Source organism: Paenibacillus periandrae (assembly GCF_022458865.1).
GTDB classification, from domain to species: Bacteria; Bacillota; Bacilli; order Paenibacillales; family NBRC-103111; genus Paenibacillus_S; species Paenibacillus_S periandrae.
The window spans coordinates 37,297-56,281 of record NZ_JAJNMU010000033.1; the positions used below are offsets into that span (position 1 = coordinate 37,297).

The following is an 18,985-nucleotide window of genomic DNA, read 5'->3' on the forward strand; positions in this document are numbered from 1 at the left end:
TTTTACCCCTCCCTATGGTTCATTTGACCATTATGCTCGTTATGGATTGGATCGACGGCCTGCTTGGTCTCTGAGTGGGGCTCATGTGGCGCTGCATCGTCTGCTTCATTCTTATATACAATCCGCTTACGCGTCTCGGCGAACAGCTTGCCGGGGTTGAGGATATTGTCCGGATCAAATGCCGCCTTCAGGCGTTTCATAATATCAACACCGGAAGCACCTACCTTCCATTCCAAAAAGGGTGCCTTGACCATACCAACACCATGCTCACCAGTAATCGTCCCGCCCATACCGATAGCCGCTTCAAAAATTTCCTCAAAGGCAAGCTCGACCCTGTGAAGCTCCTCCTCGTCTCGTGCGTCCGTCATCGCCGTCGGATGCAAATTGCCATCGCCTGCGTGCCCGAAGGTACAAATTTGAACATTATGCTTGCTGGCGATCCGCTGTATTTCCAGCACCATATCGGCAAGCCTTGAACGCGGTACGGTCGCATCCTCGAGAATTGTTGTCGGACGCAAGCGGGACAACGCGGCAAGCGCCGTCCTGCGGGCCTCCATAACCTTAGCACCTTCCTCAGGAGTAGCTGCAACCTTAACCTGGATCGCTCCCTGCTGCTTGCAAATGTCGGCGATTTTTAGCAAATCGCGCTCGACCATGGCTTCGTCCCCATCCTGCTCAATGGCCAGAATCGCTTCGGCATCCACCGGCAAGCCGATCTTGGAAAAGTCTTCAACGACGCGAATTGTCGCTTTATCCATAAATTCCAGTGTACAGGGTGTAATCCGGCTGGCAACAATCTGTGATACGGTTCGGGCTGCCGATTGAAGATCACTGAAGATTGCAATCATGGAACGTCGGAAGTTCGGCCGCGGAACAAGCTTCACGGTAGCCTCGGTCAAGATGGCCAGCGTACCACCAGAGCCAACTAGCAGCCTCGTCAGATCGTAGCCCGCCACATCCTTGACCAGCTTGCCACCCGTACGTAAAATCTCGCCATTGGCCAGCACAGCCTCCAGACCGATTACATAATCCTTGGTCGTTCCATATTTCAGTCCGCGCAAGCCCCCTGCTCCCAGCGCAATATTGCCGCCCATCGTGCAAATAATCATGCTGCTCGGGTCTGGTGGATAAAATAAGCCCGTTTCTTCGACCGCCAAATGGAATTTTTTCGTATTCAAGCCGGTTTGGAAGGTAGCGGTCAAATTGTTCTGATCGATCTCAATCAGCTTGTTCATCCGCGTCATTACTATCACAAGGCCTCCCTGCATCGGAACGGTGCCTGCACACAGATTGCTGCCTGCACCACGTCCAATCACGGGAATCCGATTGGCGGCGCATATCTTCATCACAGCCGATACCTCTGCAGTTGAAGCCGGAAATACGACGCCATCGGGCATCGCCTGGTAAAGCGGGGTTGCATCGTAGCTGTAGGAAACGAGCGTTTCATTATCGTATTTGTACCAGCCTGGGCCTACAGCAGCCTTCAGCTCTTCATGTACGGATGGTGATATCATCGATATAAAGCCTCCCCGTTGCATATTGAATCGTTCTGATTTACAATCATAAATAGTTAGTGATAATTAGTCAGGTCATCTGATGACTTTAATTATAAGAGGTTGCTTTTACCTGTGTCAATATCGAATTAACCTATGAATGAGAGGATCGATTCTATGCTGATTCCAAAAGCTTCTGCTGTAGTCTCAGAAGCTCTACGCGAGCAAATGATGAAGGGTGATTGGCCCGTTGGCTCACGGCTTCCTTCCGTTGAAAAGCTGGCTGAGCTCTTTCAGGTTGGCCGCTCTACGATCCGCGAGGCATTGGCTTCGCTGAAAGCCCAAGGCTGGGTGGACGTACGCCACGGCGGAGGTACCTTCGTGCTCAAAGATAAAGAGCCTGCCCTTGGAATTTGGCAGGCTCCTGAAATTCAGGATATCAAACAGCTCAAAGCCTGGCTTGAGCTGCGTTATATACTTGAAACGGAAAGCGCAAGCCTGGCAGCCAGGCGCCGCTCAGCTGAGCAGCTCGTCCAGCTCAAACAAATCATCCTTGAGATGATGACGCTCCAAGAGGAAAGCCAGCTCGATCAAGCTGACATCCGCTTTCATGTTGCAATTGCTCAAGCCTCAGGAAATCCGCTGCTTGCGGGAACGCTGGAATCCTTGTTTTCCTCCATGGGACCCATTATGCGTGAAAGCCGACGTCTCTGGCTGTTCGCCGAGCAGAGCGAAGCGTCCAGACTATCCGACGAGCATTTTCATCTGGTTGAAGCGATAGAACAAGGCTCTGCCACACTCGCCAAAAACCGTATGGCCTCCCATCTGCGCAAAGTTGAGCAAACGCTCAGCGGCTTAACACCAGCTGAATGAAAGCCACAACACTAGACTGTAACTCGGCTCCGCTCCAGCTCCTGCCTTGCCAGAACTAAAGAACCACTCAAACCGGCATTGTCCCCCAAAGCGGGCGGTACAATATATTCGCCGATTTTCTCAGGTGTCAACTCTTCCTTCTGGACATAGCCGTTCAATATGCTAATAACATGACGGTGGATTAACGGAAATAATTGCTTTTGCTTCATAACACCGCCGCCAAGGATGATTTTCTTAGGAGAAAGAATATAAATGAAGTTCGTTACAGCCTGCGCTAAATAATAAGCTTCGAATTCCCATACTTGCTGGTTCTCCACCAGATCAATCCCTTTGCGGCCCCAACGCTTCTCGATGGCAGGTCCTGCAGCCATACCTTCCAGACAATCACTATGGTAGGGACAAGATCCTGCAAACGTATCCTCCGGATGACGTTTTACCAGAATGTGTCCCATCTCCGGATGAATTAGGCCATGCAGCAGCTTGCCCTCTACCACGGCTCCTGCGCCGATTCCGGTACCAATGGTCACATATACGCAGCTGTCCAGACCTTTGGCTGCTCCCCACTCCGCTTCCCCAAGCGCTGCGGCATTCACATCAGTGTCGAACCCCATCGGTACATGAATATGCTTGCGAAGCTCACTCAGGATCGGATACTGACTCCAATATGGCTTTGGTGTGGTTGTAACGCTGCCGTAGGTAGCACTTTCTTTGTTCAGATCAATCGGACCAAATGATCCGATTCCTATCGCTTCAACCTGCTTGTCTGCATAATAACGAATCACTTGACCCAAGGTCTCTTCCGGTGTGGTTGTCGGAAAGCTGATCCGATCCATGATTTCACCGTGCTCGTTGCCAAACCCGCAAACAAATTTAGTGCCTCCTGCTTCTATTGCTCCCAAAATCATAATCGTAGGTCTCCTTCATCAATAGCGATTGAATTAATTCTTAATATACAATAACACCTTTGTTCACATTCATTTTAAGATAATCGCCCATCACCTGTGGAATATCTGCAAGCTTGAATTTGTGGCTGATTAACGGCTCTATGCTCACGATTCCCTGTTCAATAAGGGCAATGGCTTCCTCGTGCGTGTGCGGATTAATAAATGAACCTAATACACGCAGCTCCTTGGCAAAAATCGCGAACGGCGACACCTTGATTTGAGTAGCAGGTGAAGCAACGCCAAACAGCAGCACCTGACCGCCTTTTCCCGCAGCCTCAAAAGCCAGCTCCATCGATTCCGGACGTCCTACACATTCAATGACGACATCAGCCTGGCTCTTCAACTGCTCTACAACGTCCGCTGTCGGGCTTACGACCTCATCCGCTCCTAACGCGAGCAGCGCGGCATGCTTCTCAGCTGCTGGGTCACTGACGATGATTCGGGCTGCTCCCTGCTTCTTGACCAACTGTAGAAACAGCTGACCGATAAATCCGCCACCGATCAAGAGCACGGTATGAATCGGACGAATGTCGAGCTTCTTAAAACCATGAAGCACACAACCGAGAGGCTCAACCATAGCTCCTTCCACAAAGCTCATTGAATCGGGAAGCAGGTAGCAATTGGCTGCAGGCGCTACACAATATTCACCCATCCCACCATCTCGCGTGACCCCAACAGCCTGAAGACGGTCACACAGGTTCAGCTGACCATTGCGGCAATATCGGCAGCTGCCGCAGTAAATATTCGGATCAACTGATACCCGATCCCCCACTTTAAGCTGGGTGACACCTTCCCCGCATTCCGTAACTTCACCAGCAAGCTCATGTCCCAGCACGATTGGAGGTGTAACGGCTGCCGAACCCGGATTTCCATGATAAATATGCTGGTCCGTGCCGCAAATGCCACAGCCCTGAACACGAATTCTGACCTCTCCGGGCATAAGCTTGGCAGGCTCCCATGCCACTACTTCAATTTGATGCTTGCCTTGCAATACCGCTGCCTGCATGTCACTATCTCTCCTTTAATTTATACTTCTCAAATCTTAACAAAAAAACAACAGCCCCACAATACAAAGCAAGTCACATTGACTGCATAGTATGGCGAGGCTGATTATTCAACGCTTTTAAGGTGTGATATTCAGGTGCGGCCGTCCTCCGATATCGGTGCTTTCTTTTGAAGCATAGGAAACATTCCCGTTGGAATTCACAGGTGATGTACTATAAACCCGAATTGAAAGCTTTTTGCCGCTCGTCATAGCCGCTTGCACCTGAGAGGTCACATTAATCGTGATCGGTGTCCCGCTAGTAATGGTATACGTACCAAGAACTGTGCTGGAGGCTGGCTTGGTGTTCCATGTAATGCCCCCTTCTGTCCAGGTGTTGTCGCTAACCAAGGCCACCTCGTTCTGGATGCCGGTTGAGGCCGTAACTGTAGGAGTGAGTGTAATCGATGCCGCCGATACGGTTCCGCTATAGCTGCCAAAATCAAATTTAAAATATCCGTCACGCTTATAGCTGGTCAAATCATTTTTGGTATCTATGGTAACTGCAGTAGTTCCCGCCTGATTGGTTCCTGCATAGGTTCCATCACGAACCGTGGCATCATCCACTGCAGTCCATACATTCGGAAGGGTCACGCCAGCTCCATTGTAAGCACCCCGATTAGGGGCAGTCGAAGCAGACACGGTGTTCCCCCAGTAGTCCTTGCCACCATTGTTGCTTATAAGCAGACCCGACCCCATAGCAGGTGAACCCGATCCCAGCTTATAGCCATCAACCGAGCTGAGGCCTGTGCCTCCGCTGCCTGCGCCCGCCAAGAGAGGATCGGTGGTAAGCTTGTGAGCATCGGCAGGTTCACTCGCAGGATGATTGCCGTAAAAAAGGTTATAATCATAAACATCATTGGCTTTTACCGTATACCCGCCACTGCCCAAATTATATACGATGTTGTTTTTGAAATAGATTGGATTGCTGCCGCTTAATCCAGTCATAATACTCGTGCCCAATCCTGAGCGAATATAAAAGGTGTTGTTATAAATGTTCGCGTTCAACGGTGTGTAGCCGCTGTTAAACTGAAAAATTCGTGCGCGGTCATTTTGGCTTATATTATAGCGAACGACTATATTATCGTTGCGGATCGATCCGTTACCCATGACCAGGAGAAACCCGCCTTCATTGTCATGGCTGTAATTGTATTGGACTGTGCATCCAGTTAGATTATAGTCGCAATCGAAGCCTTGGCCGTCATTCGTTGTTTTCGTATTATAGGCTTCATTAAATTGCATCACCGGATTGGTGCTGTTAATAGCCCATATCGCAACATTATAATGGGTGTCCCGCGCATGTGCGGTGTTCACGACATTATATTGGATCAGGCCGTTAATGGATGCACGCATCACAATGCCGTCCCCGCCAATATCATTCAGTGTATTATTGCTGATGACGAGATTGGTATAAGGCTCGAAATTTCCGCTGCCGTCATTGTTGCCCCATGAGCTGCCATTGCTTATACCGGTACGGTCAGCCCTTTCCACCGTATTGCCGTCGATCAGCACATCGTTCCATTTCGTGCGCACAGCAGTCCCTGACACCGTAACAAAGATACCTCCGGTAACCTTGAGCTCATCTGTATTGGTACCCTTAATATCGTGAATGTACAGGTTTTTGATATAAAAATGATTATAGGTTCCAACATCGTGCGCTTCGACCTTAACCCCGTATCGGTCCCCTTCCGCTGCTGCAGTATTGGTTACCTCCAGATTGTTAATTTCCCAATATTGCTGGTTGTAGAAGTAGACGGTCGCCCCTGTCAAACCATTCCCGTTAAAAATCGGCTTATTCCCCGTACCGTACTTGTCTATGATAATCGGAGAGCCAGCAGAACCAGACCCCAGCGGATGCAATTGCCCGGACCATGTGGAGCCTGACTTAAAAAGAATTTTATCACCCGGCTGAAAGGTTGTGCCGTTGACTTGGGTCAAAGTTTTCCAGGGTGCCCCCATGCTTAGTCCATTGTTGCTGTCATTGCCGCCAGCAGAATCTACATAATAGGTTGTATTGTTGGCATAGGTGGTAGTCGTCCAGGCGGGTATGGACACAACAAAGGCCAACATGAGTAAGAACATCAAGCCGAGCGACCCACAGAGACGAATTGCCTTGGTTAACTTCATTAATCATTCTCCTCGTCAATTAAAATATAAGCGCTTACAACAATCATCTGCTGCAACAACTTCTCTTATTGCATCTGGATTTGCTCATAAATTGATTCCATCACCACCACCTTTGCTGCCTCTAGCTCCTGCTTCACTTTAGCATCGTAATTGGCGTCAATCAGACGCTGCTTTACACTATCCTTGACCTCACTGTACAGCATGTAACTACCAGCTTTTCGTTCTCCGGGCTGCTGATAAAGCTTGCCCTTCAGCTGCTCATAAAGATTGATCAGCTCTTGTTCAGATACGGCCTCTTCTCGCTCACTCATAACAGCCTTTAATTGGATGACCATCGTTGATTGCACGTAAGTATAGTAACCCCATTCCTCGTATTGCCGTGGACCATAAATCACACGATTGTTAGCTACAGCCTCCTGTCTCCTTTGGTTCTCCTTTGCCCATTTATCAAGAAACGAAGAATAGCTGGTATCCTCCAGCAGCCCGAATTGCTGTGCCAACAACTGCTGCACCTTTACCTGTTTAATTTGCTCCATGGCCAGCTGCTTGGCCTTTATGATAGGTACCTCCCCCTGAAAGCTCGTAGTCCAAAATGTAGAAGAGTCGTCTGCATCGAATTTTTGTTTAAAATAACTGGTAACCTGGGCCTTTACCTGGGACAAAAACAGATTGAATTCACGTTCCTCTATGACTGCTCCATTGATATAAGCAACCGTTGGGCTAGATAAATTAGATGAATGGCCTGAATTTCCAAGCTCCGTGTGGTGCCAGGAGATATAGCCAGTGCAAGCAATTGCCGATACAAGGATAGCAATTGCACAAATCAAAATTCTGCCACCTGCTGGTCTCATGAGCTCCCTCCTATAGTTGTTGGCACAGAACCAAAAGACTGCCCCATCGGTAGTTGATCTACGATTGTGACAGCCCCTGGTTGGACAATGAATTTATTTGATGACATCTGTATATTGCTTCTCGATTTCGTTGGCACCCGCTGCCCTTGCTTTTTTCACATATTCATCAAAGGAATCGATCGGCTGATCACCTGTAATGATCTTGATATAGTTTTCGGTGGTCAGCTTCTGCATATCGGCCGTGTATTTCCCTGAGGCTTCTACGCTTGGCAGGTAAGAAGGTGGCGTACCTGTGCCCTTTACTTTGTCGGCAAGCTCATATTTGGCTTTGAAGATATCCTTAACAACCAGAGGGTTGTTCGTGTACATGCCGAAGGTACTAACGCCGCGTTGGGCCGTTTCAGTCGGATTCTTCAGCTTGGAGGCAATGGAGCCATCCTTGTTAACCGTATAATCCTTATCCTTGACTCCATAATTGACCAGCATATAGTAGTCTTTGTCGGTCACCAGCGTATCAAGCATTTTCAGAATCGTATCCAGCTTTTTCGGATCTTTGGCTGCATTTTTGGTAATTACCAGCGTTTCGTTGTTATAACCCCAAATATTGGCCCCAAATGCTTTTCCGTCCGGCCCCTTGACCGCTTTGCCAAGCGCCCACGTTTCCCCATATTTGGCATCCGGTTTGACTTTCATAAATTCCTGATAGACGGGTCCACCCAGGTCTCCTTCCGTAAGAGGTGGCGTCCAGTGGTAGTACATCACATTGCCTGTTACGCCAATCCGGTTGTTAATAAAAGCATGAGAGGTTGCCCAATAGCCGCCTTTATTCTCGCCCGTGACGAATTCAGGATCGATCACACCGTCCTTATACCATTTGGCCAGCAGCTTCAAGCCTTCCTTCATCTCCGGCTGAATGGCATCCATCAGCACTTTGTTATCCTTGACGGTATACCAAAGAGCCGAATAAGGTGTGGTCCCTTTGATCACATCTGTAGGGATTGGGCCGAAGGCACCTAAAACGGTTTGCATCGCAGTGCTTGAAAGACCGTAGGTGTCCTTTTTGCCATTTTTATCCGGGTCATTGTTCGTGAACTTGTAAATCGCATCCTCAAACTCGGCCAGTGTTTCCGGCACTTTGGTAATGCCTACGTTGTTCAGCCAATCCATTCGCCATACAAGACTGGTCGGATAAGTGCCATCCAGCTGGAATGCCGATAAGCCGTAGTTTTTGCCTTTATACATACTGGAGCGGAAGGCTGAGCCTGAAGTATCGTTATCCAATATCAGCTTGTAATAATTCGGTGCCTTCTGTTTGATCATATCAACCGGTAGCTCTGCCGCTACTCCGCTATCTACCAGTTTGGAAAGCTCAAAGCCCTTCAGTCTGAGAATGTCCGGTATTTCGCCAGAGGCCATTCGCACATTGAACACTTCACTATATTTCTGGGAATCCGCAGTCCATACATTAAGCTTGGCATTAAACCGTTTGGAGATTTCTTGCAGCACTTCCGAATTGGGATCGGGAGCTACGTCATTGATGTTATAGCCTGCCCATTCGATCGTGACAGGTGCCTCATTCTTCGGCTGTGCCGTCGCTCCTTTATCTGCAGCCGCAGGGGGGGCTGCTGCTGGAGACGCTGCCGGGGCTGATGTGCTGCCACCACTGCTGCATGCAGCCATCGTTCCTGCTAACAAGGCAGCGCTCACCCAACTGCCTACATGACGAACTATTTTTGGATTCATTTAAGACCCTCCTATAATGGATATGATAAGCCGTCCAGATATAAAAGTTATCTACTTCTACAGGAACGGGGTTAACCTTTTAATGAGCCGATCATAACGCCCTTAACGAAATACTTTTGCAGGAACGGGTACACGACCAGCAAGGGCAGCAGAGATACCATGAGCGCAGCCATTTTCATTGTGTCGGTGTTGGCATAGATCGTATTGGCAGCCTCAACCGCCTGCGGCTCGGAGCCCTCGAATAAAATCTTGCGCAGCACGAGCTGCAGCACGGCCTTATTGGAATCCTTAAGATAAATCATCGCATTAAACCATTCGTTCCAGTGGTAGACCATTGTCCATAAGCCGACTGTGGCAAGAATCGGAATCGAAATCGGCAGGATGATCCGCGTCAAAATGATGAACTCGTTGGCACCGTCAATTCTGGCTGATTCCTGAATTTCCTCAGGGAGCGACATAAAGTAGTTGCGGATGATCAGCATCGTAAACGTGTTGATCGCTACAGGCAATACCAGCGCCCAGATGCTGTTGTACAGCCCAATGCCTTTGACAATCAAATAAGTCGGGATTAATCCTCCACTAAAAAACATCGTGAATACCATGAAGATCGTCCAGAACTTGCGATGCACCAGAGTTTTCTTCGATAAAGGATAGGCCGCCAGGATCATCAAGGTCATGGATATGATAATCCCAATGATCACCCGCAGGATCGTATTCATATATCCCGTCCAGATTTGCTGATAGGCGAGTACCTTGCGGTAGCCATCAAAGTCAAATTCCAACGGAATTAAATGAACCCCATAGCTGCTGACCACATGCGGCGGACTCATTGAAACTGTTACCACCTGCATGAAGGGGATGATCGTCATTATACTGAGCAGGATCAACGTGACATACACAATCGTATCCACGATAAAATCTTCAACTGTTCGTTTTCTTTTCTTACGCACTGTGTCCATTACTTCCGTCACCTACCATAGAGAATAGTCGTTGGTTTTCTTGGCTACATAATTCGTTAGCAATATTAACAGGAAGGCGATGATGTTTTTAAATAGTCCCACAGTCGTCGCAAAGCTGTAATCGCCCTTAACCAAACCAATCTGATACGTATACGTCGATATGACGTCCCCAACCGAAAGAACCGAAGCGTTCAACAAATTGTATACCTGGTCAAAATCATCATTGATGATACCGCCGACCGCAAAAATAAACATGATCGTAACCACAGGCATGATCGATGGCATCGTAATATTCCAGATTTTCCGCAGCCTGCCCGCCCCATCCATATCAGCTGCATCGTACAGCTCCGGATCGACACTTGTAATAGCAGCCAAATAGATGATCGTGGACCAGCCGACCTCCTTCCAAATCGAGGAGAGCACGAGAATAGTTCGAAACCAGGCTTCGCTCGTCACGAAAAAAATCGATTTGTAGCCGAGTGACATGATGATCGCATTGATCAACCCTCGGGTCGGGGAGAGGAATTCAATGACAATGCCGCCGAGAATAACCCACGAAATGAAGTGCGGCAGGTAGGTGATCGTCTGCACCGCTTTCTTGAACACAGCAATCCGTACCTCATTCAAAATCAAACACAGGATGATCGGTGCGGGGAATCCAAAAATCAATTTATAAGTGCTGATGATGAGCGTATTCTTCAGTACAGGCAGGAAATACAGCCCTGTGAACAGCTCCCTGAAATGATCCAGCCCGACCCATTCGCTTTCCGCAACCCCCTTGAGCGGGTAATAATTTTGAAAAGCGATCACGATTCCATATAAGGGTGCATAGTGGAAAATAAGGTAATATGCGATGACCGGAATCAGCATAAAGAAAAAATATTTTTGTTTCCAATACAGCTTGATGAAGCCTTCTCTCTTCGCCTGACGCTGCAAGCGATTGTTCAGTTCTGCTGCGGGAGCGACCGAATTGCTCTCCATGCCCATTCCTCCTGTTCCAATCTGTTGTCTGTGCCTGATGCCTTTATCGTACGTTCTGGGGTCTGCCATCGACAAGCGTCAATAACTTTACACCGGTGCTGTTTTTTTTACGTCTTTGATTGCAAGAGCGCATTGTTCCCTGCTCCAGTCGTGCAGCTGTCAATTTTTTTACCTGTGCTGCTATTTTTACTTTTCACTCGCTCCCTACCTCCAGCGCCTGATATTCCTGGTTTCTTAGCTGAAACAACAAAAAGCCGCGGCGACTTGCTCACCACAGCTTTATAGTGATTGTTCTAAAAGATTAACCACTCAGGCTATCCCGGTAGCTTTTGGGTGTAAAACCAAACTTTTCTTTGAATAGCTTGGCAAAATATCTCGGGCTCGTATAACCAAGCTTCTCGGCAATGTCTTTGATCGATAAATCCGATTCCCTGAGCAGACTTTCCGCATGCTTCATCTTGATCCCAGCCAAGTGCTCCGAAAAATTCGACCCCATTACGGATTTATAAATCCGGCTCACATAGCTGGAATTCATATGTATGCCCTCGCTTAAGGAGGAAAGCGATATTTCATTGTAAATATTTTGTTCGATATAGGCCATAATCTGCCGTTCCAGCGCAGTTCCGGGATCATTATTGACATCCGTTGTGTGATAGTCCATGATTTGCACCGCTACTTCAGACAGCCAATCCGTTAAGCTTGCGACATTATCCAATTTTCTGCCATAATCCCGGATGTCGTAGCCGAGAAAACGCTCCAGATCAATGTCCATGGCGATCGCCGTTGTGCGTATAACCGAAATAGCATCAAACACCGTGTTGCGGCAAAAGTCAATATGATACCTGCCGGAGATGAGTCCCTTCAGCAAAATATCGAGAATGGAACCAACCATTTCTTTATTCCGGCTGCGAACCGCTGCAGACAGCTGCTCCATAATCTGCAAGCCACTGCCGTATTCCTTGCGGCTGGTTATTGCCAGCTCTTCATATACGATTAATGATTGGTCAGGCATAATGAAGGCATAATTCAAGCAATCGCAGGCTTCCGCATAGGACCGGGCAATATTGGCATAACTATGCTCATATTCCTGACCGAAGCCAAGCACAAACTTCCCTTTGATCTGAGCACCGATACTGCTGCAAATCTCCTCCTTATCGATAGCTTTGGAGTAATTCAGCATGGCCACTATGTTGCCCGCATTATCAATGGTTGAGCAGAGCCAGTAATCCTCCTGAGCCTCGAAATTGTGCAGCATACTATAAGGAACAATCATTTCATTCCCAAGACCTGTTCCCTCCACATCGAAAATCTTTAAGGCCATGCAGGCTGTTTTGTTATGACAGAACTGGATGTCTAGCATCTGCTCCATGTGTTCGACCTGTGGATCATTCTGATCCATATCCCCCTGCAGGAGCCTCATAATAAATTTATCACGGATAATGGGCTTGTTAGCTTCCATTTGATGATGCAAATCATGTATGGTTTTGGACACACGATCGATTACATTGTGAAGTAGCGTGTATTCGCTTTTCGTCCCTTTCTCCAGCTGGCCTTCAGCATTTCCCAGATTGAGAATGGTCTGAATGACTCTGCGCAGTGGTTTATTCGCCCGATGCGTTATGTAGACAGACAGCAGCAGGCTTACCGTGAGCAGAATGATCGTAGTAATAATTAAATAATGAGTCAGCTGCTTTGACTTCTGATATAGCTTATCAATCGAAATAACGGAAACATATTTCCAATTATTGTATTTGGATTTTGAATAGGATACAACGCTTTGGACGCCTTCAACTGAAGACTCGAAGGTACCATCGTCCGTTTGCAGCAGAGTTTGAATATAATCCTTTTGATTGAAATTATGGCCGATCCACTGCTTATCGCTATGAACGAGCACATTGCCTGCTTCATCGAGAATAAATAAAACTTCACCGTCTGTAGGTGAGGATTGAATCAAATTATGGATCGCACTTTCTTTAATATTAATGGCAACGACTGCTTGTCTATTGGAAATATTATCGATTAACGGGATATTGGACAAATATGTAATAACCGGCATATTCAAGGGCATCGATATTCGTGGAGCCAACCAACGATTGGGCGTTTCCTGGTTCCTTAATACGTCGATCCATGCATCATCCAGACTTTTTCTGGAGCTTGCGGAATCCAGGTAGGAGTTGTACTTATCATTAATATATACATTTCCTGCTGTATACCAGACTTCAACGGACTGCAGGAAGTTCAGCTTATACGGGATATCCGTCAAATAGTTGCTGACCTCGGCAATCTTAAAGCCATTGCCACTAATATCGTGTGTAAGCGGGTAGGCTAGAATTTCATTGCTTGGTATATCGGAGAAATAAATATTGACCAATCTGATGACGCGATCGAGAATGGTTTCATCCACTGCGTACTTGAGCTTGTTGACATCTTGCGTGCTTTGTCTCATGATCTCCTCATTATAAGCCGTTGAAAAGTAATGAATATACAGCACCTGGGGAACCAAGGAAATAATGATCACGAGCAAGATGTTGAAGATGAGGATCCGTGAATAAACTGTATTTATCTTGGCTCGTATATTAAACACGGAACACCCCCTTAGGTTATTACCTGCTAATCCGTACAAACACATACGTCTATAGGCAGCAGAAAAGACTTAACATTATCGCATTTAAAGCGTTTACATGAAGTGGAATCATGAATACTTCCAATATATCACAAAACCGATATCCCTACATGGGCCGATAAAGAAAACCGCCTTTAATGACGGCTCCTCCTTGCGTTCCCTTAATAGTTTAACAGCGTTAAAAGTTAATAGCGTTCAATAACCGGATATCGATAGCTTATTTCATCAGCTTGCCCATAGTTTTCAACAGCTCATCAATGACATCCGTATCTCCCTGCTCCAGCCGCTCGACCAGACAGCTTTTCATATGGCCCTCCAGCAAAATTTTGCCGACGCCATTAAGTGCGGATTGAATCGCTGCGATCTGGTTGAGCACATCATCACAATAAGTGTCGCGCTCAATCATTCCCTTAACGCCACGAATCTGGCCCTCAATCCGGTTCAGCCTCGTTGTCAGACTGCTCTTGACCTGATCGGAATGGTGACTTTGACGTGTCCCATGGATTGTACAGCCAACTGCTTCTGATTCTGTATCGCTCACATCCATCTCAGCGGTCACAGATACTTCCTGAGGCTGTTGAACGGCCTGATCATCAGGTGTGTTCCCACTCATATTACTCACTTCGCTTTCCACGATGCGGGTCATGCGCCCGCAGAATTGTATGTTTATTATACAATATTTCCTGATCCAGCCGCAGCAAAAAACCTTTCGCATAACGCGAAAGGCTCGATAGATGTAACGTTAACCAAATTAATAAGCAGCTTACAGTTCAGGAATAAAAATATCGACTTCCCGCTTCAGCTCGCTCGAGCGCAATATACCGTCAATAATTGCCTGATTACGAATAATTTCTGATCCTGGAATAGGAGCAGGACGGCCCTCCTGGATCGCAGTGACAAAATCGCGGATCTTCTCATAAAAAATGTTGATCTGGTGCTGCTTGACAGGAAAAGCGCTCTCCGTGTTGTGACCCAAAATATCATGAAACAGCGATACCGAAGTAATGCCGCCATCCCAGGCCCCGTTACCGGAAGGTGTGACCTTCAAGCCAGCGTCAGTGCCAAGGAACAGAGTAGGTCCAAGCGTATCCATATGCATAGCCCAGCCGATTTTGAAATTGACGACAAGATCTCCTTCAAAGCGGATCATCGCCATCCCGAAGTCTTCGACCTCGAACGCGCTGGCCTGCGGATGATAGTGAGGATTCGTGCCAAAATGGTTACTCGTCATCGCTGAAACCGTCAGCGGCTTCGGATACCCAAGAGCATTAAGCACCATATCGAGTGAATAACAGCCAATGTCGGCCAATGCTCCGGCGCCAGCCAGCTGCTTGGAAATAAAGGTGCCCTTCGGCATGCCTCTGCGCCTTCCGCCACCTGTTTGTACATAGTATACGTTGCCAAGCTGTCCGGACCGAACGATATCGCGGATCATTTGCATGTTCGGATCGTAGCGGGGCTGAAAGGCGATGGATAACATTTTGTCGGTTTGTTTGGACGTTTGCACCATTTCTACAGCCTGCTCCATCGTGACTGCCATCGGTTTTTCCACAAGGACGTGCTTACCTGCACGCAAAGAGTCCACGCTGATCGAGTGGTGCGAGACGTTGGGCGTGCAAATACTGACTCCATCCAGCTCCAGTTCCAGCAGCTTGTTATGGTCGTCAAACGCCTTCACATTCTCCAACTCATGCCTTGCGATAAATTCTTCAGCTTTACCTGGAATAATATCGGCTACCCCGACAATTTCCACATCATTCATAAGTCGATAAGCCTTCAAATGCGCGCCTGCAATGTTGCCACTGCCGATAATACCAATCTTTATTGTCTGTGCCACCCTTGTCGCCTCCTGTACTTGTAACCAAGCTTGTATGATTAGCCAAATTCTATCATGTTCCGGGTAGGCTTCCTACTGCGAAAAGATGACATACTGCTTCAACATTGCGACTACACCCGATGCATTTTACGATATTGAGAGGGACTTGCCTTCATCCTCCTCGTAAACACGCGGCTCAAATAAAAACCGCTCTCATACCCGCAGCGTTCGGCGATTTGCTCCAGAGTCATTTCGGTTTCAAGCAGCAGCGTCTGTGCTTTCTGCATGCGAAGGGTCGTCAAATAATCGATTGGCGTTGTCCCGTGAGCCGCGTAAAACTTCCTCGTAAATTGCACTGGGCTTAAATCCTGACTGGCACTCAGCTCTTTCAGACTGACCGGCTCAAAAGCATGCTGCTGCAGCCATCTGGTTGCTTCTACAATTTTGGGGTCCTTGTCCTGCTGCTCGTTCGTCTGTTGGGAAAAGCCGCTCTCGACCACATGCTGCTGCCACAGATCATTCAAATAATGGTCCCACAGCAGCAGCCGCTGCTCATCCGGCAAACGTGTTAATTGGTGGATGTAGTAGTAGGTGGAAGACAGCCGATTATGGTCCATATAGGTAAGGTGAACGGGCGGGGCGAAGTCAGATGTTGATGTCCCCTCGTTTCGAAACGTTGCTGCATTTGGCAGCATGGATGGGAAGGTGTCCGCCAGCCAGCCGAGCCTAATAAAATGGAACGAAACCGGCTCCAGCACCTCCCGTTCAAACACAACACCTGGCGGGCACAGGATGGCATCGCCAAATATCGCAGTTCCAGCCGCCTCTCCGATTCGGTAGCGAAAGGAGCCATTCTCGACAGCAAACATCACCCATTCCGCATAGCTGTCCTGCACGAACTGGAATTTGTCCTTCTTGTACCAATAAGCATAGCTAATAAAATAAGGCTTCCATTCCCATAACGGTGCGTGCATACGGCTCCTCCTCTGGATTCACTTGTTCCCGTCTGATCAGGCAGCAGCGGCCTGATTCCCGAATAATGAAATAAAGGATATGTCTGATGTATCATCCGTGTATGTTCATCGCAGATGACCAATTTTATAATGAAATTACAGATATCAACTATTATACTACTGAGGTGATCCTAATGAAAAATGAAACTGTGCAAACCGATATTACCGTCGTTGGCGGCGGCCTGTCGGGTGTGAATGCGGCGATCGCGGCAGCCCGCTTGGGGCAAAAGGTAGCTCTGATTCAGAACCGCCCTATGCTAGGCGGCAATTCCAGCAGCGAGGTCCGTGTCTGGGTATGTGGAGCCACCTCGCATGGCGTTAACCGCTATGCGCGCGAAACGGGCATTATGGGTGAAATGTTCGTTGAGAACCAATACCGCAATCCCGACGGCAATCCGTATTTATGGGATATGGTTGTGCTGGAATCCGTGCTGGCCGAGCCCAATATCCAATTGTTTTTGAATACGGATGTGCATGAGGTCGAAGCGTATGGAGAGGAGGACGATCGGCGGATTGCTTCAGTTACAGGCTGGATGATGGGCTCCGAGCGGCGGATTCGTTTTGAAAGTGAGCTGTTTGTGGACTGCACAGGCGATGGACTGGTAGGGTTCCTTGCCGGAGCGCAGCACCGGATCGGTCGTGAAGCCAAGGATGAATATAATGAGGATTGGGCGCCTGAGGCCGCTGACAACATCACGCTGGGCAGCACGCTATTATTTTATACCAAGGATGTCGGACATCCGGTTCGATATGTACCGCCCAGCTTTGCCAAGGATATTGCGGCCACAACGATCCCGCTTAAAAGGGTGATCCGTAGCGGCGACAACGGCTGCAGCTATTGGTGGATCGAATGGGGCGGCGAGCTGGATACCGTGCATGAGAACGAACGTATTCGTGATGAGCTGTGGTCGGTCGTATACGGTATTTGGGATTATATCAAAAACTCCGGTAAATTCGAGGCCGAGACGATGACACTGGAATGGGTCGGCTCGATTCCCGGCAAACGCGAATACCGCCGTTTTATCGGCGATTACGTGCTGAACCAGAACGATATTCTCGCGCAGCGGGAGTTCGAGGACCGAATCGCCTTCGGCGGATGGTCCATTGATTTGCATCCTCCCGGAGGCATGTACGCAACGGAGAGCGGCTCGAAGCACCTGCATCCTGACGGCATCTATCACATCCCTTTCCGATCGTTATACTCGGTTAATGTATCGAACCTGATGTTCGCCGGGCGCAATATCAGCGCCTCGCACGTAGCCTTTGGCACGACGCGCGTGATGGCGACATGCGCGGTCATTGGCGAGGCCGCGGGTACCGGCGCGGCCCTGGCTGTGCAGCACGGCGTGACGCCACGCGCCGTGTATGAGCGGCACCTGACGCAGCTGCAGCAAACGCTGCTGCGTCAGGATGCCTCGGTCATCGGCCTGCGCAGCAGCGATGACGAGGATCTCGCACGCCGTGCGAAGCTCACGGCGTCGAGCACACTGCGACGGCTGGCGGTCGAAGACGCCGCGGAGCCGGTGGCTCTGCAGGGCGGGGACGTCGCCCTGCTGGTGCCGGTGGCGCCAGAGCTGCAGCGGATTGAGCTGCTGCTCGACGCCGCGGCGGCAACAACGCTTGAGGTGGAGGTATGGAGCACCGGCCGCGCGGAAAATTATATCCCGCATCGACTGGAAGTGAGCGGCCTGGCCGCTCTCGCACCCGGCGAACGCCAGTGGGTCAGCATTCCGCTAGCCTGGAAGCCGCCGACGGCACAGCATGGCTTTATTATTGTCAAAGCCAATGAGCATGTGACGCTGTATGTATCCCATCAGCCGCAAACCGGTGTGCTCTCATTCGTGAAAAACACATCAGCGACCGTATCTGCTGATTTTAGCAATCAGGACCCGGATCAACCGGTCATATTGTGGAGTATGAAGAAGCTGGTGCGTAAGCCCTTCTGCTTCCGCATGTACCCGGAAACGACCGCCTTCGAGGTCGGGCATGTCACGGATGGCTTTGTCCGAACCTATGGCGAGCCGCACATGTGGCTGTCGGAAGCTCGGGACCCGGCTGTGTCTAAGCCCGCTTCCCTTGAGCTGCAGTGGCAGGAGACTGTGCAAATTAGTGAAATCCATCTGACCTTCAATGACGATGTGAATGAAGATCTGATCAATCTTCACCATCACTATACTCCGTTTCCGGTTATCCCAGAGCTGATTCGGGACTACCGTCTGGAAGCCTATGTGCAAGGACAATGGGTCAAGGTTCATGAGGAAACTGCCAATCACAAACGCAAGCAAATCCACCGGCTGCCTGCAGCAGTCAACACCGATCAGCTGCGCCTGGTGATCGAAGCAACGAACGGAAGCCTCCACGCAGAAGTAATTGAAATACGCGTCTACGGGTAACCACAGAGTCGTAGCGGTGGCGCAATCAGCGAATTGTAACCGCTGATGTGGAGGGTTCAAATAGCAACTTAGTCATCAAGTAGGCCCGTACACACAAAAGGCTGTCCTCCCTGCAAATAATGCCGGG

Annotated in this window: 14 protein-coding genes; 2 read left to right on the top strand and 12 right to left on the bottom strand. The window is 48.9% G+C overall.

The window, feature by feature from the left end:
- Positions 1-2 precede the first annotated feature (2 nt).
- A complete protein-coding gene (locus LRL21_RS38320) occupies positions 3-1,514 on the bottom strand; it encodes an FAD-binding oxidoreductase (protein WP_240421078.1) in 1,512 nt (503 codons plus the stop codon).
- A 156-nt stretch (positions 1,515-1,670) separates the two neighbouring features.
- On the opposite strand from LRL21_RS38320, the gene LRL21_RS38325 reads away from it, so the two are divergent.
- Positions 1,671-2,366 (top strand): FadR/GntR family transcriptional regulator, encoded by a 696-nt coding sequence (locus tag LRL21_RS38325; protein WP_240421079.1) that lies wholly within the window; start codon positions 1,671-1,673, stop codon positions 2,364-2,366.
- 11 nt (positions 2,367-2,377) lie between these two features.
- Here LRL21_RS38325 and LRL21_RS38330 read toward each other — a convergent pair whose 3' ends face one another.
- The 11 genes from LRL21_RS38330 to LRL21_RS38380 all read right to left on the bottom strand — a co-directional run bounded on the left by LRL21_RS38330 (position 2,378) and on the right by LRL21_RS38380 (position 16,426).
- Positions 2,378-3,271, bottom strand: a complete 894-nt coding sequence (locus tag LRL21_RS38330; RefSeq protein ID WP_275901103.1) for an ROK family protein — start codon at positions 3,269-3,271, stop codon at positions 2,378-2,380.
- Between the two features lie 40 nt (positions 3,272-3,311).
- Positions 3,312-4,316, bottom strand: a complete 1,005-nt coding sequence (locus LRL21_RS38335; protein ID WP_240421080.1) for a zinc-dependent alcohol dehydrogenase family protein — start codon at positions 4,314-4,316, stop codon at positions 3,312-3,314.
- A gap of 117 nt (positions 4,317-4,433) precedes the next feature.
- Positions 4,434-6,479 carry a CBM96 family carbohydrate-binding protein gene (locus LRL21_RS38340; protein ID WP_240421081.1) on the bottom strand — a complete coding sequence of 682 codons (2,046 nt, stop codon included), beginning with the start codon at positions 6,477-6,479 and terminating at the stop codon, positions 4,434-4,436.
- Between the two features lie 65 nt (positions 6,480-6,544).
- Positions 6,545-7,330 carry a hypothetical protein gene (locus LRL21_RS38345; protein WP_240421082.1) on the bottom strand — a complete coding sequence of 262 codons (786 nt, stop codon included), beginning with the start codon at positions 7,328-7,330 and terminating at the stop codon, positions 6,545-6,547.
- 93 nt (positions 7,331-7,423) lie between these two features.
- Positions 7,424-9,073 carry a type 2 periplasmic-binding domain-containing protein gene (locus LRL21_RS38350; protein ID WP_240421083.1) on the bottom strand — a complete coding sequence of 550 codons (1,650 nt, stop codon included), beginning with the start codon at positions 9,071-9,073 and terminating at the stop codon, positions 7,424-7,426.
- A gap of 71 nt (positions 9,074-9,144) precedes the next feature.
- Positions 9,145-10,032 carry a carbohydrate ABC transporter permease gene (locus LRL21_RS38355; RefSeq protein ID WP_240421084.1) on the bottom strand — a complete coding sequence of 296 codons (888 nt, stop codon included), beginning with the start codon at positions 10,030-10,032 and terminating at the stop codon, positions 9,145-9,147.
- 12 nt (positions 10,033-10,044) lie between these two features.
- Positions 10,045-11,013 (bottom strand): ABC transporter permease, encoded by a 969-nt coding sequence (locus tag LRL21_RS38360; protein WP_240421085.1) that lies wholly within the window; start codon positions 11,011-11,013, stop codon positions 10,045-10,047.
- Between the two features lie 301 nt (positions 11,014-11,314).
- Positions 11,315-13,597, bottom strand: a complete 2,283-nt coding sequence (locus LRL21_RS46505; protein ID WP_240421086.1) for a helix-turn-helix domain-containing protein — start codon at positions 13,595-13,597, stop codon at positions 11,315-11,317.
- A 256-nt stretch (positions 13,598-13,853) separates the two neighbouring features.
- On the bottom strand, positions 13,854-14,183 hold the full coding sequence (locus LRL21_RS38370) for a metal-sensitive transcriptional regulator (protein ID WP_240421130.1): 330 nt from the start codon (positions 14,181-14,183) through the stop codon (positions 13,854-13,856).
- A gap of 216 nt (positions 14,184-14,399) precedes the next feature.
- Positions 14,400-15,473: a Gfo/Idh/MocA family protein gene (locus LRL21_RS38375; RefSeq protein WP_240421087.1), complete on the bottom strand. Its 1,074-nt coding sequence runs from the start codon at positions 15,471-15,473 to the stop codon at positions 14,400-14,402.
- A gap of 110 nt (positions 15,474-15,583) precedes the next feature.
- Positions 15,584-16,426 (bottom strand): AraC family transcriptional regulator, encoded by an 843-nt coding sequence (locus LRL21_RS38380; RefSeq protein ID WP_240421088.1) that lies wholly within the window; start codon positions 16,424-16,426, stop codon positions 15,584-15,586.
- A 173-nt stretch (positions 16,427-16,599) separates the two neighbouring features.
- Here LRL21_RS38380 and LRL21_RS38385 point away from each other — a divergent pair, with 173 nt between their 5' ends.
- Entirely contained in the window at positions 16,600-18,858 is a 2,259-nt protein-coding gene (locus LRL21_RS38385; RefSeq protein ID WP_240421131.1) for an FAD-dependent oxidoreductase, read from the top strand.
- The last annotated feature ends 127 nt before the right edge of the window (positions 18,859-18,985 follow it).

Coding starts and splice junctions, on each gene's coding strand:
- LRL21_RS38320 (WP_240421078.1), bottom strand. CDS start 1,514: ATGATATCACCATCCGTACATGAAGAGCTGAAGGCTGCTGTAGGCCCA.
- LRL21_RS38325 (WP_240421079.1), top strand. CDS start 1,671: ATGCTGATTCCAAAAGCTTCTGCTGTAGTCTCAGAAGCTCTACGCGAG.
- LRL21_RS38330 (WP_275901103.1), bottom strand. CDS start 3,271: ATGATTTTGGGAGCAATAGAAGCAGGAGGCACTAAATTTGTTTGCGGG.
- LRL21_RS38335 (WP_240421080.1), bottom strand. CDS start 4,316: ATGCAGGCAGCGGTATTGCAAGGCAAGCATCAAATTGAAGTAGTGGCA.
- LRL21_RS38340 (WP_240421081.1), bottom strand. CDS start 6,479: ATGAAGTTAACCAAGGCAATTCGTCTCTGTGGGTCGCTCGGCTTGATG.
- LRL21_RS38345 (WP_240421082.1), bottom strand. CDS start 7,330: ATGAGACCAGCAGGTGGCAGAATTTTGATTTGTGCAATTGCTATCCTT.
- LRL21_RS38350 (WP_240421083.1), bottom strand. CDS start 9,073: ATGAATCCAAAAATAGTTCGTCATGTAGGCAGTTGGGTGAGCGCTGCC.
- LRL21_RS38355 (WP_240421084.1), bottom strand. CDS start 10,032: ATGGACACAGTGCGTAAGAAAAGAAAACGAACAGTTGAAGATTTTATC.
- LRL21_RS38360 (WP_240421085.1), bottom strand. CDS start 11,013: ATGGAGAGCAATTCGGTCGCTCCCGCAGCAGAACTGAACAATCGCTTG.
- LRL21_RS38370 (WP_240421130.1), bottom strand. CDS start 14,183: ATGGATGTGAGCGATACAGAATCAGAAGCAGTTGGCTGTACAATCCAT.
- LRL21_RS38380 (WP_240421088.1), bottom strand. CDS start 16,426: ATGCACGCACCGTTATGGGAATGGAAGCCTTATTTTATTAGCTATGCT.
- LRL21_RS38385 (WP_240421131.1), top strand. CDS start 16,600: ATGAAAAATGAAACTGTGCAAACCGATATTACCGTCGTTGGCGGCGGC.